Genomic DNA, 22,984 nt, shown 5'->3' on the forward strand with positions numbered 1-22,984 from the left:
CGGTGTCGCACCGTGGGGACCGGTGGGGTTAACAGGAAATGAAGAAGTGAACACGATGAAGAGCAATTGGCGCAACAAGATCTGGCCGGCGAATCTGCTGCTGGCGGCCGGCGCGGCTTTCAGCGGCGCGGCACATGCGGTCAACGACCTGCCCGGCGGCCCGTCGGTGCGCCAGTTGAACCTGCCCCTGGGCGTCACCAAAATCTCGCAAGAGCAGCACTTCCTGCACAACGTGATGATGGTGCTGTGCACGGTCATCTTCGTGGCCGTGTTCGCGGTCATGTTCTATTCGATCTGGAAGCATCGCAAGTCGGTCGGCCACAAGTCGGCCAACTTCCATGAATCGGTGGTGGTCGAGGTGATCTGGACCATCGTGCCCTTCCTCATCGTGATCCTGATGGCGCTGCCGGCGACCAAGGTGCTGGTGGCCCAGAAGGACACCACCAATTCCGATCTCACGATCAAGACCACCGGCTACCAGTGGAAGTGGGGCTACGACTACCTGAAGGGCGAAGGCGAGGGCCTTTCCTTCATCTCGACGCTCGACAGCTCGCAGCGCGCCATGTCCAACGCCGGCGCCCGTGGCGAGATTCCGGACGACTACCTGTTCAAGGTCGACAACCCGCTGGTGGTGCCGGTCAACGCCAAGGTGCGCATCATCACCACGGCCAACGACGTGATCCACGCCTTCGCGGTGCCGCAGCTCGGCGTCAAGCAGGACGCGATCCCCGGTTTCGTGCGCGACACCTGGTTCCGGGCCGACAAGGTCGGCGACTACTACGGCCAGTGCCAGGAGCTCTGCGGCAAGGAGCACGCCTACATGCCGATCCACGTGAAGGTGCTCGCGGCGGCCGACTACACCGCCTGGGTCGACGGCAAGCGCAAGGAAGCCGCGGCCAAGCAGGACGATCCGACCAAGGTCTGGGCCCTGCCCGAACTGCTGGCGCGCGGCGAGAAGGTCTACGCCGCCAACTGCGCGGCCTGCCATCAGGCCAACGGCCGTGGCGCCGGCCCGATCAAGGCCCTCGACGGCTCGCCGACCGTGCTCGACGCCGATCACCAGAAGCAGGTTCATGTGGTGCTCTTCGGGCAGAACAACGGCGCCATGCCGGCCTGGAAGCAGTTGAGCGACACCGACATCGCAGCCGTGGTGAGCTTCACCAAGAACAGCTGGTCGAACAAGACGGGTCAGTTGGTGCAGCCGTCCGAAGTGCTGGCCGAGCGCGCCAAGCAATAAGCCGGCGCCCACGACGAAGAGTTTGCAAGGAATACCAAGATGAGCGCAGTCCTCGACCCCCACGGCCACGCACACGGTCACGACGACCACCATCACGATGACCACCACGGCGCACCGGCCGGCTGGCGTCGGTGGGTGTTCGCGACCAACCACAAGGACATCGGCACGCTGTACCTGCTGTTCTCGTTCACCATGCTGATGGTCGGCGGCGTGCTCGCACTGCTGATCCGCGCCGAGCTGTTCCAGCCCGGCCTGCAGCTGGTGAACCCCGAACTGTTCAACCAGTTCACCACCATGCACGGCCTGATCATGGTGTTCGGCGCCATCATGCCGGCCTTCGTGGGCTTCGCGAACTGGATGATCCCGCTGCAGATCGGCGCCTCCGACATGGCGTTCGCGCGCATGAACAACTTCAGCTTCTGGCTGCTGATCCCGGCGGCGCTGATGCTGGTCGGTTCGTTCTTCATGCCCGGCGGCGCACCCGCCGCGGGCTGGACGCTCTACGCGCCGCTGACGCTGCAGATGGGCCCCTCGATGGACGCCGGCATCTTCGCGATGCACATCATGGGCGCCTCGTCGATCATGGGCTCGATCAACATCATCGTGACCATCCTCAACATGCGCGCCCCCGGCATGACGCTGATGAAGATGCCGATGTTCTGCTGGACCTGGCTCATCACCGCCTACCTGCTGATCGCCGTGATGCCGGTGCTCGCCGGCGCCATCACGATGACGCTGACCGACCGCCACTTCGGCACCAGCTTCTTCAACCCCGCCGGCGGCGGCGACCCGGTGATGTACCAGCACATCTTCTGGTTCTTCGGCCACCCCGAGGTCTACATCATGATCTTGCCGGCCTTCGGCATCATCAGCCAGATCGTCCCGGCCTTCTCGCGCAAGAAGCTGTTCGGCTACGCCTCGATGGTGTACGCCACCTCGTCGATCGCGATCCTGTCGTTCATCGTCTGGGCGCACCACATGTTCACGACCGGCATGCCGCTCACCGGCCAGCTGTTCTTCATGTACGCGACCATGTTGATCGCCGTGCCCACGGCCGTGAAGATCTTCAACTGGGTCGCCACCATGTGGCAGGGCTCGATGACCTTCGAGACGCCGATGCTGTTCGCGGTCGGCTTCATCTTCGTGTTCACCATGGGCGGCTTCACCGGCCTGATCCTGGCCGTCGCTCCGATCGACACCCAGCTGCAGGACACCTACTACGTCGTCGCCCACTTCCACTACGTGCTGGTGGCCGGCTCGCTGTACGCGATGTTCGCGGGCTACTACTACTGGGCGCCCAAGTGGACCGGCGTGATGTACAACGAGACCCGCGGCAAGGTCCACTTCTGGTGGTCGCTGATCTCCTTCAACATCACCTTCTTCCCGATGCACTTCCTGGGCCTGGCGGGCATGCCGCGCCGCTATGCCGACTACCCGATGCAGTTCGCCGACTTCAATGCGGTGGCCAGCGTCGGCGCCTTCGCCTTCGGTCTCGCGCAGGTCTATTTCTTCTTCTTCATCGTCCTGCCGACGATGATGGGCAAGGGCGAGAAGGCCCCGCAGAAGCCGTGGGAAGCCGCCGAAGGCCTCGAGTGGGAAGTGCCGTCGCCGGCGCCGTTCCACACCTTCGAGACCCCGCCCAAGCTGGACGCGACCGCCACCCGCGTGATCGGCTGAACCTCGAGCGCTCCATGACACCCGAACAGAAGAGGAACAACCGCCGCATGGGGCTCACGCTGGCCTCCATTGCCGTGCTGTTCTTCATCGGCTTCATTGTCCGCATGGTCTGGATAGGCCGCTAGAGGCAGTATGGGCATCGGCCAACGCATCCGCCGCGAGAACGTCCGCATGGTCGGCAAGCTGGCCGTCGTCGCGGCCGGCATGTTCGCCTTCGGCTATGGGCTGGTGCCCATGTACCGCGCCATCTGCGAGATGACCGGCATCAACATCCTGGCCCTGTCCGAGCTGCAGGTCCCGGGCGGTGCGACCGGCGGCGACAAGGTGCGTGTGCCCGACAACACCCAGGTCGACATGAGCCGCACCATCACGGTCGAGTTCGACGCCAACGTGCGCGGCCTCTGGGATTTCAAGCCCGCGCAGCGTTCGATGGAGGTCCATCCGGGCCAGCTCAACACCGTGATGTACGAGTTCCAGAACGTGCAGAACCGCCGCATGGCGGCGCAGGCGATCCCGAGCTACGCGCCGCAGCAGGCCGCGCCCTACTTCAACAAGCTCGAGTGCTTCTGCTTCAACCAGTACACGCTCGACGCCGGCGAGAAGAAGCAGTGGCCGGTGGCGTTCGTGATCGACCCCAAGATCTCCAAGGACGTGAAGACCATCACGCTGTCCTACACCTTCTTCGAGGTCGGCGGCAAGACTCCGCCGGCACCGGTGGCGGCCAATGGCGCCGTCGTCATGGAGCCACGCTCGTGAGCGCCTCCGATGTCGCGCACAAGGGGTCGCTGTGGCGGACGGTGAGGGCCGTCTGCTGGTCGTTCTTCGGCGTCCGCAAGAAGAGCGGCTACCAGGACGACCTCGCCAAGCTCAATCCGCTGCACATCATCGCGGTCGCCTTCGTCGCCGTCGCACTGTTCGTGACCGGGCTGATCCTGCTGGTGCGCTGGGTGGCCGCGACCTGAACACACACATCCCACAGAATTCGAATCGAGAGAAGAAAGCCAGGATCTGATATGAGCTCAACCACCCACGGCACCACGCCTTACTACTTCGTGCCCGGGCCATCGGCCTACCCGGTCATGGCCGCGACCGGCCTGCTCTTCGTCATCCTGGGCGCGGCCCAGTGGATCAATGGCCACCAGTGGGGCGCCTGGTCGCTGCTGGCGGGCATGATCGTCTGGCTCGGCACGCTCTACGTCTGGTTCAGCGCCTCGATCCGCGAAAGCGAAGGCGGCCTGTACGGCCACAAGGTCGACCTCTCGTTCCGCTGGAGCATGAGCTGGTTCATCTTCTCCGAAGTGATGTTCTTCGGCGCCTTCTTCACCGCACTGTGGTGGGCGCGCACCCATGCGCTGCCCTCGCTGGGCAGCCTCGACAACGCGCTGCTGTGGCCCGACTTCAAGGCTGTGTGGCCCACGGCGGCGGTCGGCGTGACCGGTTCGCCGGCCGGCATCGTCGAGCCCTTCCAGACCGTCGGCCCGTTCTGGCTGCCGACCATCAACACCGCGCTGCTGCTGAGCTCCGGCGTCACGCTGACGATCGCCCACCACGCGCTGCGTGCCGGCCATCGCGCGCAGACCATTCGCTTCATGTGGCTGACCGTGCTGCTGGGCTTCAGCTTCCTGAGCGTCCAGGGCTACGAGTACTACCACCTGTACACCGAGCTGAACCTCAAGCTCAGCTCCGGCGCCTACGGATCGACCTTCTTCATGCTCACGGGCTTCCACGGTCTGCACGTGTTCATCGGCATGCTGATGCTGTTCTTCATCACGCTGCGCCTGCGCAGCGGCCACTTCACGCCCGAGCGGCACTTCGGTTTCGAGGGCGCCGCCTGGTACTGGCACTTCGTCGACGTCGTGTGGCTCGGCCTGTACTTCCTGGTCTATTGGCTTTGAGCTTCAGCGACGGCAAAAAAAGAAAGCGCCGCGAGGCGCTTTTTTCATGGTTTTCATGGAACGAACATCACCTACTTGCCGATCGGGAGGCCCCCCGGCTGGATGTAGCCGAATTTCCACGCCAGCAGGACGCAGAGGAACAAAACGACCGAAAGTCCGATCCGAACCGTGAGCGCGCGCGCCATGCCGCTGCTCTTGGCGCGGCCGTCGCGCCCGTCCCTCAACATGAAGAACAGCGCCACCGCGAGACTGCCCAGGATGCCCAGGAAGGCGAGGGCGACAAGGTATTTCATGACCCACATTATCGGCCGTCGGCGCCGCCCGCGGCCTTGAACGCGGATGCCCCGGACACGGTTCGCGGCCCGCGCACCGGCCGCTTCTGGCTCGTCACCGCCGTCGCCTTGCTGACCCTCGCGGCCACGGTCTCGCTGGGTCGCTGGCAGCTGTCGCGGGCGGCGCAGAAAGAAGCGCTGCAGGCCGAGATCGACGCCCGGAACAACCTGCCGCCGCTCGACCAGGAGGCCTTCCTGGCGCTCGGCGATGCGGCCGCCCAGATGCACCGGCCGGTTCGGCTGCACGGTCTCTGGCTGACGCCGCACACGGTCTACCTCGACAACCGCCAGATGCATGGCGTGCCCGGCTTCTACGTGCTGACGCCCTTCGCGCTCGAAGGCAGCGACCAGACCCTGCTGATCCAGCGCGGCTGGATCCAGCGCAACTTCACCGACCGGACCCGGCTCGAGGCGATCGAGACGCCGGCCGGCCTGGTCGAAGTGACCGCCAGGATCGCCCCGCCACCGGCTCATCTGCTGGAACTGGGCAAGGCCGATTCCGCCGCGACGACGCCAGCGCCCGCGGGGTCTTCGCTCATCCGGCAGAATCTCGGTCTTGAAGCGTTCCGCGCCGAAACCGGTCTGCCCCTGCGGACCGACGTCTCCCTGCAGCAGACCGGCCCGGCATCCGAGGGCCTGCAGCGCGACTGGCCGGCCCCTGCGCTGGGTGTCGAAAAGCACTACGGTTATGCATTCCAGTGGTTCGGCCTCTCGGCCCTCGTGGTATTCCTCTATGTCTGGTTCCAATTCATTGCCCCCTTCCGCCGCGCACGCCTTGCCCGCCGTGGCTGACGAGCCGCTCGGCCTGACCGTGCACTCGATGCCGTCGCCGCGCCAGGCGCTTGCGGGCGCCGAAGGCCGGCGCACGGTCCAGGGCCGCTGGAAGATGATCTTCGTGCTGCTGTGCTGCGCGGCACCGGTGGTCGCCTCCTATTTCACCTACTACGTGGTGCGTCCCGAGGGCCGCAGCGTCTACGGCGAGCTGATCGATCCGCAGCGGCCGCTGCCGAACATCGAGGGCACGCAGCCGGACGGCAAGACGGTCCGGCTGCCGTCGCTCAAGGGCCAGTGGCTGCTGTTGACCGTGGCCGATGCGGCCTGCGACGCCCTGTGCGAACAGCAGCTCTACCTGCAGCGCCAACTGCGCGAGAGCCTGGGGCGCGAAAAAGACCGGCTCGACCGCGTCTGGCTGGTCAGCGATGCGCAACCGCTGCCCGAACGCCTGGCCAACGGCCTGCGCGGCGCGACCGTGCTGCGCCTGCCGGCCGCCGAGATCGCGAAGTGGCTGCCCGCGAGCGCGGGCCACGCGCCGGCGGAGCACCTCTTCGTGGTCGACCCGCTGGGCAACCTGATGATGCGCTTTCCGGCCCGCATGGACGCCGCCGGCGCCAGCCGCGGCAAGCGCGACCTCGACCGGCTGCTGCGCGCCTCCTCGTCCTGGGACGACGCAGGCCGCTGATCCCGCCATGGACACGACCTCGCTCTACGACCTCAAGCCGATCGCCTGGCTGCTGGCGGTCGGCGTGCTGCTGGCCCTGGGGCCCTTGATCTGGGTCTGGCGGCGCAACGCGGGCGCCGGTGCCGCGCGCCGGCTGCATGCCTTGACCGTGCTCGCCTTGTTCCTGACCTTCGACCTGACGCTGTTCGGCGCCTTCACCCGGCTGAGCGACTCGGGCCTGGGCTGCCCCGACTGGCCCGGCTGCTACGGCAACGCCAGCCCGCTCGGCGCGCGCCACGACATCGCGATGGCGCAAGCCGCGCAGCCGACCGGGCCGGTGACGCACAGCAAGGCCTGGGTCGAGATGGTCCATCGCTACCTGGCCACCGGGGTCGGCTTCCTGATCCTGGTGCTGGCGATCGCGACCTGGGTCGCGCGCCGGCGGCAGCGCCTGCCCGACCACCGCGGCGAGCGCGCGCTGAGCGCCTGGTGGCCCGCCGCCACGCTGGCCTGGGTCTGCCTGCAAGGTGCCTTCGGCGCGATGACCGTGACCTGGAAGCTCTTCCCCGCCATCGTCACGCTGCACCTGCTGGGCGCCGTGGTGCTGCTGGCGCTGCTCTGCATCCAGGCCGTGCGCTACCAGCAGGCGGCGCTGCAGCGCCTGCCCACGGCCCTCCCGTGGGCGTTGCGCACGCTGCTGATCGCCACCACCGCGCTGCTGGGCCTGCAGATCGCCCTGGGCGGCTGGGTCAGCACCAACTATGCGGTGCTGGCCTGCACCCAGTTCCCGACCTGCCAGGACAGCTGGTGGCCGCCCATGGACTTCGCCCAGGGCTTCGAGATCTGGCGCCATCTCGGCGAGACCGCCGCCGGCGCCCCGATCGACTTTGCCGCGCTCACCGCCATCCACTACGCGCACCGCCTGATGGCCTACCTCGTGTTCGCCGCCATCGGCCTGCTGGCCTGGCGTCTGTATCGCATCGAGCCGCTTCGGGCCCAGGCGCGCTGGCTCGCTGTGCTGGCGCTGCTGCAACTCGCCAGCGGCCTCGGCAACGTGCTGCTCGGTTGGCCGCTCGCGGCGGCACTGCTGCACACCGGCGGCGCCGCGGCGCTCGCGGTGGTGCTGACCTGGACCTTGTGCGAAAGCCGTCGCGAGGGCGCCCGCAGTGCGGCCGGCGCCGGCGCCCGTGTTCCCAAAATGGAGGTGGCCCGATGAGCGCCCCCGTGTCTGTTCCCGTCCCGACCACCGCCAGCGTGCTGCGCCAGTTCTATGCGCTGACCAAGCCGCGCGTGGTGCAACTGATCGTCTTCTGTGCCCTGATCGGCATGGTGCTCGCGGTCCCCGGCGTGCCGACCTTGGCCGACCTGCGGCAGGGCGCGCTGGCCTGCCTCGGCATCTGGCTGGTCGCCGGTGCGGCGGCGGCCTTCAATTGCCTGGTCGAGAAGGGCATCGATGCCAAGATGAAGCGCACCGCCTGGCGGCCGACGGCCCGCGGCCAGCTCAGCGACCGGCAGGCGCTGATCTTCTCCGCGGCGCTGTGCGCGGCGGGCTCGGCCCTGCTGTGGTTCACGGTCAACCCGCTGACCATGTGGCTCACCTTCGCGACCTTCGTCGGCTACGCGGTGATCTACACCGTGATCCTGAAGCCGCTGACGCCGCAGAACATCGTGATCGGCGGCGCCTCGGGCGCGATGCCGCCGGTGCTGGGCTGGGCCGCGATGACGGGCGACGTCGGCCCCGAGGCGCTGATCCTGTTCCTGATCATCTTCCTGTGGACGCCGCCGCACTTCTGGGCCCTGGCCCTCTACCGGGTCGAGGACTACCGCAAGGCGGGGCTGCCGATGCTGCCCGTGACCCACGGCAACGAGTTCACGCGGCTGCAGGTGCTGCTCTACACCTTCATCCTGTTCGCCGCCTGCCTGATGCCCTTCATCTACGGGATGAGCGGCTGGCTCTACCTGGTGGTCGCGATCGGCGTCAGCATCGGCTTCACCGGCTATGCCTTCGCGCTGTGGCGCCACTATTCCGACGCGCTCGCACGCAAGACCTTTCGCTTTTCGCTGATCCACCTGAGCGTGCTGTTCGCGGCGCTGCTGGTCGACCACTACCTCCGATGATCGAACCCATGAACAAGCGGCAATTGCTCCAAACCCTGGCCTGGACCGGCGTCGCCGCGGTCGCGGGCGTCCAGCTCGCGGGTTGCTCCGAAGCCAAGCCCAGCTTCCATGCGGTCGACATCACGGGCGCCGACTACGCCAGGGATTTCTCGCTGGCCGATGCCGACGGCAAGACTCGCACGCTGGCCGACTTCAAGGGCAAGGCGGTGGTGCTGTTCTTCGGCTATGCCCAGTGCCCGGATGTCTGCCCGACCACCATGAGCGAGATGGCGCAGGTCAAGCAGCAATTGGGTGCCAATGGCGACAAGCTGCAGGTGCTGTTCGTCACCGTCGACCCGGCGCGCGACACGCCGGAAGTGATGAAGGCCTACATGGGCGCCTTCGACCCTTCCTTCGTCGCCTTGATCCCGACGCCCGGCCAGCTCGCGGCGCTCGCGAAGGACTTCAAGGTCTACTTCAAGAAGGTCGACGGCAAGACTCCGACCAGCTATTCGATGGACCACTCGGCGGCCAGCTTCGTCTACGACCCGCAGGGCCGGCTGCGGCTCTACGCGCGCTACGGCGCCGGCGTGGCGCCGATGGTGGCGGACCTCCAGGCCCTGCTCAAGTCCTGAGCGCCGTGGCCTCGGTCGATCACCTGCTGCAGCGCAAGGGCGCCTTCCGCATGGCGCTGATCCCGCCCGAGGTGCTGGAGGCACTCAACGACGGCCTGCTCGAGACCGTCAATCTCAACGAATTCATGGCGCTGGAGCTGCCGAGGCTGGCGCGCAGCGTGGCCGCGCAGATCGGGCTCGATGCGGCCAGCGAACGCCTGGGCGACACCTTCGCAATGCTGGCCGCCTTCAAGCCGATGCAGCGCCACGGCCACATCGCGCGGGCGCTCTACGACCTCACGGCCGCGCATCCCGAGCGCGACGCGGTGGCCCATCGGCTGGCCACCCATCCGAGCGACGTGGCGCGTTGCTGGGCGACGCAGTGGATCCCGATGTCGGGCCTGTCGCTGGCCGGGCAACTGGAGGCCACCCGGCGCTTTGCGGCCGATCCGCATTTCGGCGTGCGCGAGATGGCGTGGATGGCGGTGCGCGACGCGACCATCCGCTCGCTCGACGAGGCCCTGGAGCGGTTGCAGCCCTGGACGGCGGACCCGGACCCGAACATCCGCCGCTTCGCCAGCGAACTGACTCGGCCGCGCGGCGTCTGGTGCGCCCAGATCGAGCGCCTCAAGGCCGAGCCCTGGCTCGGCCTGCCGCTGCTGGAGCCGCTCAGGTCGGACCCCAGCCGCTATGTCCAGAACTCGGTCGCCAACTGGCTCAACGACGCGAGCCGCACGCAATCGGACTGGGTCAAAGCCACCTGCGACCGTTGGCTGGCCGAGAGCGATTCGGCCGAAACCGGCTACATCGTGCGCCGGGCGTCGAGGACGCTGGCGAAGCGGGCGCCCGAGGCGGCCTGAAAAAGAAAAGCCCGGCACGGGGCCGGGCTTGATGCGAGGGAGAAGGGCGCTTCAGGCGTATTCGGCCAAGGCCTTCTTCATCTTCTTCATCGCTGCCACCTCGATCTGGCGAATGCGCTCGGCGCTCACGCCGTAGACCGCAGCCAGGTCGTGCAGCGTCATTCCGCCCGAGCCGTCGTCGTTGACCTTGAGCCAGCGCTCCTCGACGATGCGGCGGCTGCGCTCGTCCAGGGCTTCCAGCGCGGTCGAGATGCCGTCGGTCGACAGCCGGTCGCGCTGCCGCGATTCGAGCTGTGCGGTCGGCTCCTGCGTGGCGTCGGCCAGGTAGGCGATCGGGCCGAAGCCATCGTCGCCGTCGTCGGACGGGCTCGGATCGAGCAGCACGTCGCCGCCCGAGAGCCGGGTTTCCATCTCGAGCACTTCCTCGGGCTTCACGTTCAGCCGCGTGGCCATCTGCGACACCTCGTCCGGGCTCAGCGTCTCGCGGTGGGTGCCACCGTCGGCGGCGGCCGAATCGGCCTTGAAACCCTGCTTCATCGAGCGCAGGTTGAAGAACAGCTTGCGCTGGGCCTTGGTCGTCGCGACCTTGACCATGCGCCAGTTCTTCAGGATGTACTCGTGGATCTCGGCCTTGATCCAGTGCATGGCGTAGCTCACCAGCCGGACGCCCTGGTCGGGATCGAAGCGCTTGACGGCCTTCATGAGGCCGACATTGCCTTCCTGGATCAGGTCGCCGTGCGGCAGGCCGTAGCCCAGGTATTGGCGGGAGATGGAGACGACAAGGCGCAGATGCGACAAGATGAGCGCACCGGCGGCTTCGAGATCATTGTCGTCGCGCAGCTTGCGCGCGAAGCCCTGCTCTTCTTCGAGCGTCAGCAAAGGCAGGCGGTTGGCTGCCGAGATGTAGGCGTCCAAGTTACCCAGCGGCGGCACCATCGACCAGGGGTTGGCGACGGCGAGCTGGTTGGCAGAGGCTCCAGACAGTGTTGTCATTCGGGAAACTCCTTCTTTCATGACCATATTAGCACTCGGTTAGAGGGAGTGCTAAGGTAAGGGTTCCCCCTTATTTTCTATGGGGTCGATAGCCTGGGTTGCACGCCCCCACCCCTGGCCTACCAGCGGAGGCCGAGACGCTCGAAAAGCCTGGACAGCACGAACAGCGGGCCGACCCAGAGCTATTGGATGTCCTCGAAGAAGGAAGGTTTCCGGCCTTCGATCTTGTGGCCGATGAACTGGAAGATCCAGGCCACCACGAAGATGACGGCGGACACCGGCAAAACAAGATCGCCCATCGCGTGCTCCAGCGCCAGCAGGGCCACCGTGCCGACCAGCATGGTCGCGAGGAAGGCCGGGGAGCGCAGCGTCGCGTAATAGACCAGGCTGGCCGCCACCGAAGGCCGCTGGAGCGCTATCCGAGCAATGCCTGGGCGAATTCGCGGGCGTCGAAGGTTTCCAGGTCTTCGAGCTTCTCGCCGACGCCGATGAAATAGACCGGGATCGGCCGCTCGCGTGCGATCGCGCACAGCACGCCGCCCTTGGCGGTGCCGTCGAGCTTGGTCACGACCAGCCCGGTCAGGCCCAGCGCCTCGTCGAAGGACTTGACCTGCGCCAGCGCGTTCTGGCCGGTGTTGCCGTCGATCACCAGCAGCACCTCGTGCGGCGCCGTGGGGTCGGCCCGATTGACGACCCGCTTGATCTTCTTGAGTTCGTCCATCAGGTGGATCTGGGTCGGCAGCCGGCCGGCGGTGTCGACCAGCACCACGTCCTTGCCGCGCGCCTTGCCGGCGTTGACCGCGTCGAAGCTCACGGCGGCCGGGTCGCCGCCTTCCTGGCTCACGATCTCGACCGTGTTGCGGTCGGCCCAGACCAGCAATTGCTCGCGCGCCGCGGCCCGGAAAGTGTCGGCCGCGGCCAGCAGCACCGAGGCGCCTTCGTTGGCCAGGTGCTTGGTGAGCTTGCCGATCGAGGTGGTCTTGCCGGCGCCGTTGACGCCGGCGACCATGATCACGGTCGGCGTGTGCTCGCCGATCACCAGCGATTTCTCGAGCGGCCGCAGCAGGTCGGTGATCGCGTCGGCCAGCAGCAGCTTGACCTGCGCGGCGTCGGTCGCCATCTGGCTCTTGACGCGGCGGCGCAGGTCCTCGAGCAGGTGCTCGGTGGCCTTGACGCCGGTATCGGCCATCAGCAGCGCCTCTTCCAGTTCCTCGTAGAGCGCATCGTCGATCTGCGCATTGACGAAGGCGGCGGTGATGCTGTTGCCGGTCTTGCGCAGGCCGTTGCGCAGCTTGCCGAGCCAGCCGCTGCGCTCGGGAGGGGGCGCAGGCGTCGGGGCCGGCGCCGGAAGCGGCGCCGGTGCGGGGGGAGGAGGGGGCACCGGCACTTCCACCGGTGCAGGGGCGGGGGCCATCGGCGTTGGCGTTGGCGTTGGCGCGGCCACGGGTGCCGCTGCAGGTGCAGGCGAAGGCGCAGGTACAGGTGCAGGTGCAGGTGCAGGTGCAGGTGCAGGCGCCGCCACGGGTGCCGGCGCAGCCGCCGGCTTGCCGCCGAACCAGCTGGAGGGCGAAAAGACCGATTTCGGGGCTGCCGCAGGCATTTCGGCCGGCGGGGCCGCAGGCTCGGGAACCGGCGCCGGGCTCTCGGCCGCAGGTTTTTTCTTGAAGAAACTGAACATTGGGCGCTTTTTACAATCCGAGCCATTCTATGAAACACCCCTTGCCACGCCGCGCTGCGTCGGGTGCGGTGCTGGCTTCGGTGCTGATGGCGCTGGCTGGCCTGCCCGCCCTGGCCCAGAACGCCCCCGCGCCTGCCGATCCCGCCACCACTGCGACCGCCGCCACAGCGCCGGTCCCGGCCCAGCAGTTCACGCTCTCCAATGGCATGACCCTGATCGTCAAGCCCGACCGGCGGGCCCCGACCGCGGTCCAGATGCTCTGGGTCCGGGTCGGGTCGATGGACGAGGTCGACGGCACCTCGGGCGTCGCGCACGTGCTCGAGCACATGATGTTCAAGGGCAGCAAGAACCTGAAGCCCGGCGAGTTCTCGCGCCGCGTGGCCGCGTTGGGCGGGCGCGAGAACGCCTTCACCACCCGCGACTACACCGGCTACTACCAGCAGATCCCGGCGGAGCAACTCGAGCAGGTCATGAAGCTGGAATCCGACCGCTTCGCCAACAACCAGTGGCCCGACGACGAGTTCAAGCGCGAGATCGAGGTCGTCAAGGAAGAGCGCCGCATGCGCACCGACGACCAGCCGCGCGCGCTGCTCGGCGAGCAGCAGAACGCCGCGATCTTCACCGCCTCGCCGTACCACCGCCCGGTGGTCGGCTGGATGAGCGACCTGGAGTCGATGACGCCGGCCGACGCCCGCGCTTTCTTCCAGGCCTGGTACGTTCCATCCAACGCGGCGATCGTCGTCGCGGGCGACGTCGATGTCGCCAAGGTGCGAGCCCTGGCCGAGAAGTACTACGGCTCGATCCCGGCGCGTGCCGTGCCGCAGCGCAAGCCGCGCACCGAGCCCGCGCAGCGCGGCGTGCGCCGCGTCGAATTCAAGGCGCCGGCCGAGCAGGCCTACGTGTCGCTGGCGTTCCGAACTCCGCAGATCGGGACCGGCGACACCTTCGAAAGCGCCGGGGAAAGCGACACCTATGCGCTGGTGGTGCTGTCGGCCCTGCTCGACGGCTATCCCGGCGCCCGGCTCGACCGCGCGCTGACGCAGGGACCGGACCGCGTGGCCGATTCGGCCGGTGCCTACGGGGGCTTCGTCGGCCGCGGGCCGCAGCTGTTCGTGCTCGACGGCGTCCCGGCGGCGGGCAAGACCCCCGAGGCGGTCGAGGCCGCGCTGCGCGCGGAGGTCGCGAAGGTGGCGCGCCAAGGCGTCGGCGCTGCCGAACTCGCCCGCGTCAAGACCCAGTGGGTGGCCAGCGAAACCTACAAGCTCGATTCGGTGATGGCGCAGGCGCGCGAACTCGGCAGCAACTGGGTGCAGGGCCTGCCGCTGGACGCCAGCGAACGGATCATCGCCCGGCTCCAGGCGGTCACGGCCGAGCAGGTGCAGGCGGTGGCTGCGAAGTACTTCGGCGACGACCAGATGACGGCCGCCACCCTGCGGCCCCTGCCGCCCGAACCGAACCGCCGCCCGCGCGGTTTTGCAGCGCCTGCGGGCGAGCTGCGTTGAAAGAAGGCTGCATGTCCATGTTCGATTCCCGAGACCTCGCCCTGCGCACCTTGCTGGCTGGCGCCGCCATCTTCTTCGGCACCGCCGCCCAGGCCGCCATCCCGATCCAGCACTGGAGCCTGCCCAGCGGCGCCAAGGTCTACCTGGCCGCCACCAACGCCCTGCCGATCGTCGACGTCCAGGTCGACTTCGACGCCGGCGGCAGGCGCGACCCGCCGGCCCAGGCCGGTCTGGCCTCGGTGACCGCGGCGATGGTCGAGAAGGGCATTCGGGCCCATGGGAGTCCCGCCGCCGGGCCGCCCCAAGGGGTCCATGAACCGGCACTGGACCAGAATGCGCTGGGCGAGGCCTGGGCCGACCTCGGCGCCAGCTTCGACGCCGGCGCCGGCTCCGACCGCACCAGCTTCACCCTGCGCACGCTGTCCGACCCGATGCTGCTCGACAAGGCGGTGCGGCTCGCGGCGCGCGAGATTGGCGAGCCGGCGTTTCCGGAAGACGTGTGGAAGCGCGAACGCGAGCGCCTCGGCGCGTCGATTCGCGAGGCCAATACCAAGCCCTCGACCCGGGTCGAACGGGCCTTCGCGCAAGGCGTCTACGGCTCGCACCCCTATGGTCTCGAGACCACCGAAGCCACGCTGGCGCAGATCGACGTCGCGGCCATGCGCGCGCGCTACGAGCGCCTGATCGTGCCCTGCCGCGCCAAGGTCAGCATCGTCGGCGCGGTCACGCGCGCACAGGCCGACGGCATCGCGACCACGCTGCTGTCGCGGCTGCCCGCGGGGGGCGCCTGCGCCGAACTGCCGACCGTGCTCGAGGTGCAGCCGCTGGCGGCGCCGAAGGACGAGCGCATTCCCTTCGATTCGGCCCAGGCGCACGTGCTGATCGGCCAGCCCGGCTACCGCCGCGCCGACCCGGACCACTTCGCGCTCACGCTCGGCAACTACGTGCTCGGCGGCGGCGGCTTCGTCTCGCGCCTGACCGAGCAGGTGCGCGAGAAGCGCGGGCTGGCCTACAGCGTCTACAGCACCTTCTCGCCGGCGCTGCACGCGGGCGCATTCCGCATCGGCTTCCAGACCCGGCCCGATCAGGCCGCCGAAGCAGTGAAGGTCTCGAGCGACGTGCTGGCGAAGTTCGTCGCCGAGGGCCCGACCGCGGCCGAACTCAAAGCCGCCAAGGACAACCTGATTGGCGGCTTTCCGCTGCTGCTGGACAGCAACCGCAAGCTGCTGGGCAATGTCGCGAACATCGCCTGGAACGACCTGCCGCTCGACTATCTCGACACCTGGACCGCGCGCATGAACGCGATCACCCAGTCCGACATCCAGGCCGCGTTCGCCCGCAAACTGCAGCCGGAGAAGATGGTGACCGTGGTCGTGGGCGGGCGGTAGCCGTTAAGCTCCCGGGGGTGAAACCGAAGCCCAGAACACCCGCCCCCACCGCGCCTGCCAAGCCGAGCAATCTCGCCAAGGCGCCCCATTTCGTCCGCATCATCGGCGGCCAGTGGAAGCGAACCCGCCTCGCGGTCGCCGACAAGCCGGGCCTCCGGCCGACACCCGACCGGGTGCGCGAAACCCTCTTCAACTGGCTCGCCAGCCTGGCCGGCGTGGGCGGCGGCGAACTGCCGGGCTGGCAGTGCGTCGACGCCTTTGCGGGCACCGGCGCGATCGGCCTCGAGGCCGCTTCACGCGGCGCCGGCTCGGTGCTTCTGTGCGAGCAGGACCCGGCCCTCGTCGCCCAGCTGCTGGCCTCGAAGACCAAGCTCGGCGCCGACGCGGTGCGTGTCGAGCGCGGCAACGGCGTCACGACGCTCGAGCGCGTGCCCGCCGGCAGCCTGCATGCGGTGTTCCTGGACCCCCCGTTCGAGAACCCGGCCCTGTACGAACCGGCCCTGCGCGCGGCCGTGCGGGCCCTGCGCCCCGAGGGCGTGGTCTATCTCGAGGCGGCGCGGCGTTGGAGCGATGACGAACTCGCCGCGCTCGGCCTGGTGCCCTACCGCTACCTGAAGGCCGGCGCGGTGCATGCCCATCTTCTCCGGCCCGCGGCGAGTGCCGCTGCATAATCCGCCGGACCGAGCCACCAGCGGCCGAATCAAGGAGGAAGCAACCATGTCCAACAACGTGATCGCGGTATACCCGGGCACCTTCGACCCCATGACACTGGGCCACGAGGACGTGGTGCGGCGGGCCACCCAATTGTTCTCGCGGGTCATCGTCGCCGTGGCGGCGGGACACCACAAGAAGGCGCTGTTCACGCTGCAGGAGCGCATCGACATGGCGCGCGATGCGGTCAAGCCCTACAGCGACCAGGTGACGGTCGAGAGCTTTTCGGGCCTCTTGCGCGACTTCGTGGTTGCCCGCGGCGGCAAGGCGATGGTGCGCGGCCTGCGCGCCGTGACCGACTTCGACTACGAGTTCCAGCTCGCCGGCATGAACCGCTCGCTGATGCCCGAGGTCGAGACCGTGTTCCTGACGCCTAGCGACAAGTACCAGTTCATCTCGAGCACCTTCGTGCGCGAGATCGCGATGCTCGGCGGCGAAGTGGACAAGTTCGTCTCGCCCAACGTCCAGGACAGCCTGCTCGCCAAGGTCCGCAGCCTCGGCCGCGAATGAGCGAGGCGCCGCCGCCCCGGCTGCATGCGCTGGGCGAAGCGGCGCTGCTGTGCGAGCTGCCGCCGCCGGCGACGCTGGCGCAGCAGCAGCGCATCTGGGCGCTGGCGACGGAGGCCTTGCAGTGGCACGGCGTGCACGAGGTGCTGCCCGGCATGAACAACCTGAGCCTGTTGTTCGATCCGGCACAGATCGATGCGGTCGAGCTCGAGATGCAGGTGCTGTCGGCCTGGCCGCAACTGGCCGCGGCCGGGATCCAGGGGCGGCGCATCGAGATTCCGGTCGCCTACGGCGGCGAGGCCGGACCCGATCTGGGCGAGGTCGCCAGGCACACGGGCCTCTCTCCGGCCGAGGTCGTCCGACGCCATAGCGCGGGCGACTATGTGGTCTACCTGCTCGGTTTCCTGCCCGGTTTCGCGTTCATGGGCGGCCTCGCGCCCGAGCTGGCGACGCCGCGGCGTGCCGAACCGCGGGTCGCGGTGCCGGCGCGATCGGTCGGCATCGGCGGCGAGCAAACCGGAATCTATCCGCTGGTCTCTCCGGGCGGCTGGCAACTGATCGGCCGCACCTCGCTCGAGATGTTCGACCCGCGCGCCGCCGAGCCGACCTTGCTGCGGCCTGGCGACCGGGTGCGCTTCGTGGTCGAAAGCATGGAGGCCTGATGGCGGTCAGCGCTGGGCTCACGGTCCTGCGGCCGGGGATGCTGGCCTCGGTGCAGGACCTCGGCCGTCCTGGCCATCGGCAGCTCGGCATCTGCCCGGGCGGAGCGCTCGACACCCTGGCGCTGACACTCGCCAACCGGCTGGTCGGCAACCCGGACGGCGCGGCCGGGCTCGAACTCACGATGGGCAGTTGCGAGATCCGCTTCGAGGCCGCGACGCGCATCGCGATCGCCGGCGACGACTTCGGCGCCGCGCTCGATGGCGTGCCGCTGTGGCCTTGCTGGAGCGTGCCGGTGGCTGCGGGGCAGGTGCTCAAGCTGGCGGGCGCCAATCGATCGAGCCTCAAGAAGGGGCTGCGCACCTGGCTGGCGGTCGCCGGGGGCATCGATGTGCCGGTGATTCTCGGTTCGCGCAGCACCGACCTCAAGGCCGGCTTCGGCGGCCACCAGGGGCGGGCGCTCAAGAAGGGCGACCGGCTGACGCTCGGCGTGCCGCTGCTGGACGCGCAGCTTCTGTCGCGGCGCCCCTTCGGCGTGCGCGGGCCGCAAGCGAGCCTGGACGGCGTCGATGGCGCGACCGTGCTGCGCGTGATGGCGGGCCCCGAGTTCGAGCAGTTCACGATCGCTTCGCGCGAGGCGCTGTGGCGCGGGCCCTGGCGCATCACGCCGCAGAGCAACCGCATGGGCAACCGGCTCGAGGGCTTCGAACTCAAGAGCAGGCGCGCCATCGACATGCTGTCTTCCGGCGTGATCCCCGGCACGATCCAGGTGCCGCCCTCGGGGCAGCCGATCATCCTGATGGGCGACGCCCAGACCACCGGCGGCTATCCGCGCATCGGCGTGGTGATCCGTGCCGATCTCTGGAAGCTCGCGCAGGCGCCGCTCAACGGCCGGCTGCGGCTGCAGCAGGTGGATTCGGCGGCAGCGCTCGCGGCCTGGGACGAGCGCCAGCGCTACCTCGCGCAGGTGGCGCAAGGCCTGGTGTCCGCAGGCTGGATCGCGCCGGCGCAGAATCGGGTCGAAGGAGAAAACCATGCGGATTGACCTCAACGCCGACCTTGGCGAAGGATGCGACAACGACGAGGCGTTGCTGGGCCTGGTCAGCTCGGCGAACATCGCCTGCGGCTGGCACGCCGGCGACGCCCGCACCATGCAGCAGTGCGTGCGCTGGGCGATTGCCAACGGCGTCGCGATCGGTGCCCATCCGAGCTTCCCGGACCGCGAGAACTTCGGCCGCAGCACCATGAACCTGCCGCCCGACGAGATCGTCGCCGGCGTGCTCTACCAGATCGGCGCCCTGGCGGCGATCGTCAAGGCCGAGGGCGGTACGCTGGCGCACGTCAAGCCGCACGGCGCGCTCTACAACCAGGCGGTCAAGGAGCCGGCGCTGGCCGAGGCGATCTGCGAGGCGGTGCGCCGCTTCGATCCCTCGCTGCGCTACTTCGGCCTGGCCGGCAGCGGCATGATCGGCGCCGCCGAGCGCGCCGGCCTGGTTCCGGTGGAAGAGGTCTTCGCCGACCGCGGCTACATGCCCGACGGCAGCCTGGTGCCGCGCAGCCAGCCCGGCGCGCTGATCGACGACGAAGAGCAGTCGCTGGCCCAGACGCTGTCGCTGGTGCGCGACCACCGGGTCCGCGCGATCGACGGCAGCACGGTCGCGGTCAATGCGCAGACCGTCTGCCTGCATGGCGACGGCCCGCACGCGCTGGCCTTTGCGCGCCGCATCCGCGAGCGCCTCGCGGCCGAAGGCATCGAGGTGGCGGCGACATGAACGTTCTGCTCACCGGCTTCGAGCCCTTCGAGCAAGAGGCGATCAACCCCTCCTGGGAGGCCGTGCGCGCGCTCGATGGCTGGCGCCTCGACGGCGCCGTGGTGCATGCGCGCCGCATCGCCTGCGTGTTCGGCACCGCCCTGCGCGAACTCGACGCCGCCATCGACGAGCTGCAGCCGCAACTGGTGCTGGCCATCGGCCTGGCCGGCGGCCGCAGCGAGATCACGCCCGAGCGGGTGGCAATCAATGTCGACGACGGCCGCATCTGCGACAACGCCGGCTGCCAGCCGATCGATGTGCCCGTGGTGGCGGGGGCTCCCGCGGCCTATTTCTCGAGCCTGCCGATCAAGGCCATGGTGCGCGACCTGCGGGCCGCCGGAATTCCGGCCGCGGTGTCGAACACGGCCGGTACCTTCGTCTGCAATCACCTGTTCTTCGGCCTGATGCACCGCATCGCGACCCGGCCGGCGGCGGGGATGCGCGGCGGCTTCATCCACATCCCCTATCTGACCGGGCAGGCGGCTCGGCTGCCGGGGCAGCCGAGCATGGCGCTGGAGACGCTGGTCGCCGGATTGCGCGTTGCGATCGCCACCGCCCTGTCGGTTCGCGAAGACGTCCTGGAGACCGGCGGCCAGCTCCACTGAGGCGGCTCTCAGGCCTTCGCGACCCAGCGCTGCAGCCAGGGCCCGAGCGTCGCGTTGACCGCGGCGGGCTGTTCCATCGTGAGCATGTGGCCGCACTGGGCGATCCAGACCAGGTCGGCGTGCGGCACCAGCGCGGCAATCTCGCGCGAGCATTCGGGCGGCGTCAGACGATCCTCGTCGCCGCACATCACCAGCACGGGACAGCGCAAGCCCGGCAGCTGCTCGCGGGCGTCGGGGCGTTCCATCAGCGCCCGGTTCTGGCGCACCAGCTGCGTGACACCGGCATCGAGCACCAGGTCGATGTAGCGCCGCAGCAGCGGGGCGTCGCCGGAGCGCGTGGGATGGAAGGCGAAGCCGGCGTTGAATTCGATCACGTCGCGCGCCTCGCCGAGCTCGAAGAGCTCGATGGCCGAGCGCCGCAGCTCGAACATCTCGGGCGTCTCGGGGCGCGCGTTGGTGCCCAGCAGGGCCAGGCCGACGATGCGTCCGGGCGCCTGCCGCGCGGCTTCCATGGCGATCATGCCGCCCATCGATGCGCCGCAGAGGACCAGCGGTCCGGGGTTCTCCTCCAGCACGGCCGCGGCCATGGTCTCGATGCGGCCGTGGCGCATGTGGGCGTCGCTCACCCGGGCATCGAGGGCGGGGGGCAGGGCGGGCCGCTGGGCCTCCCAGAGGCGTTCGTCGCAGGCGAGGCCGGGCAGCAATACGAGACTTGGCATGTGCGGATTCTCTGCGATGCGCGCGGTCGTGCGGATGTCACGCGCTGCGGGACAATAGGGCCCAGCCTATGCCCACTACCGAACTCATCCTGATCCGCCACGGCGAGACCGACTGGAACCGCGAGCTCCGCTTCCAGGGCCACATCGACGTTCCCCTCAACGACATGGGTCACGAGCAGGCGCGCCGGCTCGGGCTGCGCCTGGCCGGCGAGCCGGTGCAGCACCTCCTCAGCAGCGACCTGATGCGGGCGCAGCAGACCGCGACCCCCGCCGCACGCCAGCTCGAACTCGAAATCGTCACCTCGGTGGCGCTGCGCGAGCAGCATTTCGGCATCGTCGAAGGCATGCGCGCCGACGAGATCCAGAACCTGCATCCGCGCGCCTGGGAAGACTGGCTCCAGTTTCGCGAGGACCATGCGATGCCCGAGGGCGAGTCGGCGCGCCAGTTCCACGCCCGCATCATCGAGGCGCTGGGCCGCATCGCCACCGCGCATGAAGGTCAGAAGCTGCTGGTGGTCACGCACGGCGGCGTGCTCGACATGGTGTGGCGCACCGCGCGCGGGCTGGGCCTCAACGGGCCGCGCCAGAGCGAGATTCCGAACGCCGGCTTCAACCGGATCCGGATCGCCGATGCCGCTCAGCCCGAGCAGATCGAGATCGTCGACTGGGCGGATACGCGGCATCTGGCGGACCTGCCGGCCCAACCCACCTACGACCAGAGCCGGCATCGGAAGACGTAGGGCGCGGCGGCGCGGCTGCGCAAGATTCGTCAAGCAACGAGCAAGGGGAATCAAGGGCCGGCGCAGGGTCTGGGCCATCATCGCGGCTTGCAAGACCTTCGGAGCCGATGCCCATGGACTACGCGACCACCCGGGAACTCGTTGCCGCCCTGCAGGCCGGACAGACTTCGGCCGTCGCGCTGCTGGAGCGCTCGATCGAACGCATCGAGCAACTGGATCCGGTCTTCAACGCTGTCGTCGTGCGCGACTTCGAGCGCGCCCGCGAGGCGGCCGTCGCGGCGGATGCGGCGCTGGCGCGCGGGGACCGGCGGCCGCTGCTGGGCATCCCGATCACGGTCAAGGAAGCCTTCGATGTCGCGGGGCTGCCGACCACCTGGGGCATTCCGGGTACCGGGCAGCATCGCGCGGCCGATGACGCGGTCGTCGTCCGGAGGCTGAAGGCCGCCGGTGCCGTGCTCGTCGGCAAGACCAACGTCGCGATGCAACTCGCCGATTGGCAATCGACCAACCCGGTCTTCGGCACCACCCGCAATCCCTGGGACCCGGCGCGCACGCCGGGCGGCTCCTCCGGCGGCAGTGCCGCGGCGCTGGCGGCGGGCTACGTGTCGCTCGAATTCGGTTCGGACCTGGTCGGCTCGCTGCGCGTGCCGGCCCACTTCTGCGGCGTCTTCGCGCACAAGCCCACGCACGGCCTGGTGCCGATGCGCGGCTGCGCGCCGCCGGGCACGCCCGCGCTGTCGGTGGACCCGGGCGTCGATCTCGCGGTGGTCGGTCCGCTGGCGCGCAGTGCCGCCGACCTGGCGCTGGCGCTCGACGTCGTCGCCGGCCCCGACGATGCCGAGGCCGTCGCCTATCACCTCGCGCTGCCGCCGGCGCGGCAGGTCGCGCTCGGGGACTTCCGCGTGCTGGTGCTCGACCAGCATCCCCTGGTGGCGACTTCGGACGCGGTCCGCTCGGCATTGCAGCGCCTGTGCGGCGCGCTGGAGGGCGCCGGCTGCCGGATCGCCCGGACCAGCCCGCTGCTGCCGGACCTGGCGCGCGTCGCGTCGCTCTGGGGGCAACTGCTGTGGGCCATGATCAGCGCCGACATGCCGGGCCTCGAGGCCGGCATCAGCCACCGGGACTGGATCCATGCGGACCGCGCGCGGACCGGCATCGCGCACCAGTGGCGCGAGTTCTTCAGGCAGTGGGACGTGGTCCTGTGCCCGGTATCGCCGACGCCGGCCTTCCTGCATGACCACGGCGAGATGGAGGCGCGGCGTCTGCGCGTCGACGACCGGGACATCGCCTACAAGGACCAGTCGCCCTGGTCGAGCATTGCGACGCTGACCGGGCTGCCGTCGACCGCGATGCCGATCGGGCTCAGCGAAGAGGGGCTGCCGGTCGGCATGCAGGTCATCGGCCCGTACCTGGAGGACCGCACCACCATCGCCTTCGCCGAGGCCGTGGAGCGCGCGTTCGGTGGGTTCGTCGCGCCGCCGGGCCTGTCCGCACGGTAGCGCTACCGAGGCCTAGAATCG

General features: G+C 68.9%; 26 protein-coding genes and 1 pseudogene. 22 read left to right on the forward strand and 5 right to left on the reverse strand.

Annotated elements, in window-relative coordinates; all coding sequences use genetic code 11:
* Positions 1-55 precede the first annotated feature (55 nt).
* The 6 genes from coxB to AC1DYK_RS13530 are packed head-to-tail and all read left to right on the forward strand — an operon-like array spanning position 56 to position 4,809.
* Positions 56-1,237 carry a cytochrome c oxidase subunit II gene (gene coxB / locus AC1DYK_RS13505; RefSeq protein WP_478166781.1) on the forward strand — a complete coding sequence of 394 codons (1,182 nt, stop codon included), beginning with the start codon at positions 56-58 and terminating at the stop codon, positions 1,235-1,237.
* A gap of 39 nt (positions 1,238-1,276) precedes the next feature.
* Positions 1,277-2,914, forward strand: coding sequence for a cytochrome c oxidase subunit I (gene ctaD / locus AC1DYK_RS13510; RefSeq protein WP_478157043.1), 1,638 nt, complete (start codon positions 1,277-1,279; stop codon positions 2,912-2,914).
* Between the two features lie 14 nt (positions 2,915-2,928).
* On the forward strand, positions 2,929-3,039 hold the full coding sequence (locus AC1DYK_RS13515) for a cytochrome oxidase small assembly protein (protein ID WP_286539281.1): 111 nt from the start codon (positions 2,929-2,931) through the stop codon (positions 3,037-3,039).
* 7 nt (positions 3,040-3,046) lie between these two features.
* Positions 3,047-3,670 (forward strand): cytochrome c oxidase assembly protein, encoded by a 624-nt coding sequence (locus tag AC1DYK_RS13520; RefSeq protein ID WP_478086582.1) that lies wholly within the window; start codon positions 3,047-3,049, stop codon positions 3,668-3,670.
* Positions 3,667-3,876 (forward strand): DUF2970 domain-containing protein, encoded by a 210-nt coding sequence (locus AC1DYK_RS13525; RefSeq protein WP_442283734.1) that lies wholly within the window; start codon positions 3,667-3,669, stop codon positions 3,874-3,876. The genes AC1DYK_RS13520 and AC1DYK_RS13525 overlap by 4 nt, the downstream gene beginning before the upstream one ends.
* 51 nt (positions 3,877-3,927) lie before the next feature.
* Positions 3,928-4,809, forward strand: a complete 882-nt coding sequence (locus tag AC1DYK_RS13530; RefSeq protein ID WP_478166782.1) for a cytochrome c oxidase subunit 3 — start codon at positions 3,928-3,930, stop codon at positions 4,807-4,809.
* 71 nt (positions 4,810-4,880) lie between these two features.
* On the opposite strand, the gene AC1DYK_RS13535 is transcribed toward AC1DYK_RS13530, so the two are convergent.
* Complete coding sequence (locus AC1DYK_RS13535; RefSeq protein WP_478166783.1) at positions 4,881-5,102, reverse strand: twin transmembrane helix small protein; 222 nt, start codon at positions 5,100-5,102, stop codon at positions 4,881-4,883.
* A gap of 36 nt (positions 5,103-5,138) precedes the next feature.
* Between AC1DYK_RS13535 and AC1DYK_RS13540 the strand changes: the two genes are divergently transcribed.
* Genes AC1DYK_RS13540 through AC1DYK_RS13565 form a run of 6 tightly spaced genes read left to right on the forward strand, consistent with a single transcriptional unit; the run spans position 5,139 to position 10,150 of the window.
* A complete protein-coding gene (locus AC1DYK_RS13540) occupies positions 5,139-5,933 on the forward strand; it encodes an SURF1 family protein (protein WP_478166784.1) in 795 nt (264 codons plus the stop codon).
* On the forward strand, positions 5,875-6,600 hold the full coding sequence (locus tag AC1DYK_RS13545) for an SCO family protein (RefSeq protein WP_478166785.1): 726 nt from the start codon (positions 5,875-5,877) through the stop codon (positions 6,598-6,600). Before AC1DYK_RS13540 ends, AC1DYK_RS13545 begins: the two co-directional genes overlap by 59 nt.
* Positions 6,601-6,607: 7 nt before the next feature.
* On the forward strand, positions 6,608-7,795 hold the full coding sequence (locus AC1DYK_RS13550; protein ID WP_478166786.1) for a COX15/CtaA family protein: 1,188 nt from the start codon (positions 6,608-6,610) through the stop codon (positions 7,793-7,795).
* Positions 7,792-8,697, forward strand: coding sequence for a heme o synthase (gene cyoE, locus AC1DYK_RS13555; protein WP_478166787.1), 906 nt, complete (start codon positions 7,792-7,794; stop codon positions 8,695-8,697). The genes AC1DYK_RS13550 and cyoE overlap by 4 nt, the downstream gene beginning before the upstream one ends.
* 8 nt (positions 8,698-8,705) lie before the next feature.
* Complete coding sequence (locus tag AC1DYK_RS13560; RefSeq protein WP_478166788.1) at positions 8,706-9,311, forward strand: SCO family protein; 606 nt, start codon at positions 8,706-8,708, stop codon at positions 9,309-9,311.
* Between the two features lie 5 nt (positions 9,312-9,316).
* Positions 9,317-10,150 carry a DNA alkylation repair protein gene (locus AC1DYK_RS13565; RefSeq protein ID WP_478166789.1) on the forward strand — a complete coding sequence of 278 codons (834 nt, stop codon included), beginning with the start codon at positions 9,317-9,319 and terminating at the stop codon, positions 10,148-10,150.
* 51 nt (positions 10,151-10,201) lie between these two features.
* Here AC1DYK_RS13565 and rpoH read toward each other — a convergent pair whose 3' ends face one another.
* From rpoH to ftsY, 3 genes and pseudogenes are all read right to left on the reverse strand, one after another.
* Positions 10,202-11,143: an RNA polymerase sigma factor RpoH gene (gene rpoH, locus AC1DYK_RS13570; protein ID WP_478086568.1), complete on the reverse strand. Its 942-nt coding sequence runs from the start codon at positions 11,141-11,143 to the stop codon at positions 10,202-10,204.
* A gap of 119 nt (positions 11,144-11,262) precedes the next feature.
* Positions 11,263-11,541: pseudogene (locus AC1DYK_RS13575) on the reverse strand (Mpo1-like protein); the annotation flags it as partial.
* Positions 11,542-11,558: 17 nt separating this feature from the next.
* On the reverse strand, positions 11,559-12,821 hold the full coding sequence (gene ftsY, locus AC1DYK_RS13580; protein ID WP_478166790.1) for a signal recognition particle-docking protein FtsY: 1,263 nt from the start codon (positions 12,819-12,821) through the stop codon (positions 11,559-11,561).
* A gap of 29 nt (positions 12,822-12,850) precedes the next feature.
* Between ftsY and AC1DYK_RS13585 the strand changes: the two genes are divergently transcribed.
* From AC1DYK_RS13585 to pcp, 8 genes are read left to right on the forward strand one after another with little or no spacing between them, the layout of a single operon-like run.
* On the forward strand, positions 12,851-14,323 hold the full coding sequence (locus AC1DYK_RS13585) for a M16 family metallopeptidase (protein WP_478166791.1): 1,473 nt from the start codon (positions 12,851-12,853) through the stop codon (positions 14,321-14,323).
* Between the two features lie 17 nt (positions 14,324-14,340).
* Positions 14,341-15,711, forward strand: coding sequence for a M16 family metallopeptidase (locus AC1DYK_RS13590; protein ID WP_478166792.1), 1,371 nt, complete (start codon positions 14,341-14,343; stop codon positions 15,709-15,711).
* Between the two features lie 17 nt (positions 15,712-15,728).
* Positions 15,729-16,382, forward strand: a complete 654-nt coding sequence (locus AC1DYK_RS13595; protein ID WP_478166793.1) for an RsmD family RNA methyltransferase — start codon at positions 15,729-15,731, stop codon at positions 16,380-16,382.
* A 46-nt stretch (positions 16,383-16,428) separates the two neighbouring features.
* Entirely contained in the window at positions 16,429-16,932 is a 504-nt protein-coding gene (gene coaD / locus AC1DYK_RS13600; RefSeq protein WP_478086561.1) for a pantetheine-phosphate adenylyltransferase, read from the forward strand.
* Positions 16,929-17,591, forward strand: a complete 663-nt coding sequence (gene pxpB, locus AC1DYK_RS13605; RefSeq protein WP_478166794.1) for a 5-oxoprolinase subunit PxpB — start codon at positions 16,929-16,931, stop codon at positions 17,589-17,591. Before coaD ends, pxpB begins: the two co-directional genes overlap by 4 nt.
* The gene (locus AC1DYK_RS13610; RefSeq protein ID WP_478166795.1) at positions 17,591-18,634 is read left to right on the forward strand and encodes a 5-oxoprolinase subunit C family protein; all 1,044 of its coding nucleotides are present in this window, start codon (positions 17,591-17,593) and stop codon (positions 18,632-18,634) included. Before pxpB ends, AC1DYK_RS13610 begins: the two co-directional genes overlap by 1 nt.
* A complete protein-coding gene (pxpA, locus tag AC1DYK_RS13615) occupies positions 18,624-19,361 on the forward strand; it encodes a 5-oxoprolinase subunit PxpA (RefSeq protein WP_442283751.1) in 738 nt (245 codons plus the stop codon). Before AC1DYK_RS13610 ends, pxpA begins: the two co-directional genes overlap by 11 nt.
* Positions 19,358-20,005: a pyroglutamyl-peptidase I gene (pcp, locus tag AC1DYK_RS13620; protein ID WP_478166796.1), complete on the forward strand. Its 648-nt coding sequence runs from the start codon at positions 19,358-19,360 to the stop codon at positions 20,003-20,005. Before pxpA ends, pcp begins: the two co-directional genes overlap by 4 nt.
* Before the next feature lie 8 nt (positions 20,006-20,013).
* Here the strand turns inward: pcp and AC1DYK_RS13625 are convergent, their stop codons facing one another.
* Positions 20,014-20,724, reverse strand: a complete 711-nt coding sequence (locus AC1DYK_RS13625) for an alpha/beta fold hydrolase (protein ID WP_478166797.1) — start codon at positions 20,722-20,724, stop codon at positions 20,014-20,016.
* A gap of 68 nt (positions 20,725-20,792) precedes the next feature.
* Here AC1DYK_RS13625 and AC1DYK_RS13630 point away from each other — a divergent pair, with 68 nt between their 5' ends.
* Positions 20,793-21,464 (forward strand): histidine phosphatase family protein, encoded by a 672-nt coding sequence (locus tag AC1DYK_RS13630; RefSeq protein ID WP_478166798.1) that lies wholly within the window; start codon positions 20,793-20,795, stop codon positions 21,462-21,464.
* 113 nt (positions 21,465-21,577) lie between these two features.
* Positions 21,578-22,963: an amidase family protein gene (locus tag AC1DYK_RS13635; RefSeq protein WP_478166799.1), complete on the forward strand. Its 1,386-nt coding sequence runs from the start codon at positions 21,578-21,580 to the stop codon at positions 22,961-22,963.
* Positions 22,964-22,984 lie beyond the last annotated feature (21 nt).

Source organism: Variovorax sp. P2_H12, from assembly GCF_056403395.1.

What these genes read in the sequence shown, in the direction of transcription:
- AC1DYK_RS13560 (WP_478166788.1), top strand. Translation starts at nt 8,706, where the DNA reads ATGAACAAGCGGCAATTGCTCCAAACCCTGGCCTGGACCGGCGTCGCC.
- AC1DYK_RS13590 (WP_478166792.1), top strand. Translation starts at nt 14,341, where the DNA reads ATGTTCGATTCCCGAGACCTCGCCCTGCGCACCTTGCTGGCTGGCGCC.
- AC1DYK_RS13635 (WP_478166799.1), top strand. Translation starts at nt 21,578, where the DNA reads ATGGACTACGCGACCACCCGGGAACTCGTTGCCGCCCTGCAGGCCGGA.
- coaD (WP_478086561.1), top strand. Translation starts at nt 16,429, where the DNA reads ATGTCCAACAACGTGATCGCGGTATACCCGGGCACCTTCGACCCCATG.
- rpoH (WP_478086568.1), bottom strand. Translation starts at nt 11,143, where the DNA reads ATGACAACACTGTCTGGAGCCTCTGCCAACCAGCTCGCCGTCGCCAAC.
- cyoE (WP_478166787.1), top strand. Translation starts at nt 7,792, where the DNA reads ATGAGCGCCCCCGTGTCTGTTCCCGTCCCGACCACCGCCAGCGTGCTG.
- pxpB (WP_478166794.1), top strand. Translation starts at nt 16,929, where the DNA reads ATGAGCGAGGCGCCGCCGCCCCGGCTGCATGCGCTGGGCGAAGCGGCG.
- AC1DYK_RS13610 (WP_478166795.1), top strand. Translation starts at nt 17,591, where the DNA reads ATGGCGGTCAGCGCTGGGCTCACGGTCCTGCGGCCGGGGATGCTGGCC.
- pxpA (WP_442283751.1), top strand. Translation starts at nt 18,624, where the DNA reads ATGCGGATTGACCTCAACGCCGACCTTGGCGAAGGATGCGACAACGAC.
- AC1DYK_RS13630 (WP_478166798.1), top strand. Translation starts at nt 20,793, where the DNA reads ATGCCCACTACCGAACTCATCCTGATCCGCCACGGCGAGACCGACTGG.
- AC1DYK_RS13625 (WP_478166797.1), bottom strand. Translation starts at nt 20,724, where the DNA reads ATGCCAAGTCTCGTATTGCTGCCCGGCCTCGCCTGCGACGAACGCCTC.
- coxB (WP_478166781.1), top strand. Translation starts at nt 56, where the DNA reads ATGAAGAGCAATTGGCGCAACAAGATCTGGCCGGCGAATCTGCTGCTG.
- AC1DYK_RS13545 (WP_478166785.1), top strand. Translation starts at nt 5,875, where the DNA reads ATGTCTGGTTCCAATTCATTGCCCCCTTCCGCCGCGCACGCCTTGCCC.
- AC1DYK_RS13535 (WP_478166783.1), bottom strand. Translation starts at nt 5,102, where the DNA reads ATGAAATACCTTGTCGCCCTCGCCTTCCTGGGCATCCTGGGCAGTCTC.
- ftsY (WP_478166790.1), bottom strand. Translation starts at nt 12,821, where the DNA reads ATGTTCAGTTTCTTCAAGAAAAAACCTGCGGCCGAGAGCCCGGCGCCG.
- pcp (WP_478166796.1), top strand. Translation starts at nt 19,358, where the DNA reads ATGAACGTTCTGCTCACCGGCTTCGAGCCCTTCGAGCAAGAGGCGATC.
- ctaD (WP_478157043.1), top strand. Translation starts at nt 1,277, where the DNA reads ATGAGCGCAGTCCTCGACCCCCACGGCCACGCACACGGTCACGACGAC.
- AC1DYK_RS13515 (WP_286539281.1), top strand. Translation starts at nt 2,929, where the DNA reads ATGACACCCGAACAGAAGAGGAACAACCGCCGCATGGGGCTCACGCTG.
- AC1DYK_RS13585 (WP_478166791.1), top strand. Translation starts at nt 12,851, where the DNA reads ATGAAACACCCCTTGCCACGCCGCGCTGCGTCGGGTGCGGTGCTGGCT.
- AC1DYK_RS13530 (WP_478166782.1), top strand. Translation starts at nt 3,928, where the DNA reads ATGAGCTCAACCACCCACGGCACCACGCCTTACTACTTCGTGCCCGGG.
- AC1DYK_RS13520 (WP_478086582.1), top strand. Translation starts at nt 3,047, where the DNA reads ATGGGCATCGGCCAACGCATCCGCCGCGAGAACGTCCGCATGGTCGGC.
- AC1DYK_RS13550 (WP_478166786.1), top strand. Translation starts at nt 6,608, where the DNA reads ATGGACACGACCTCGCTCTACGACCTCAAGCCGATCGCCTGGCTGCTG.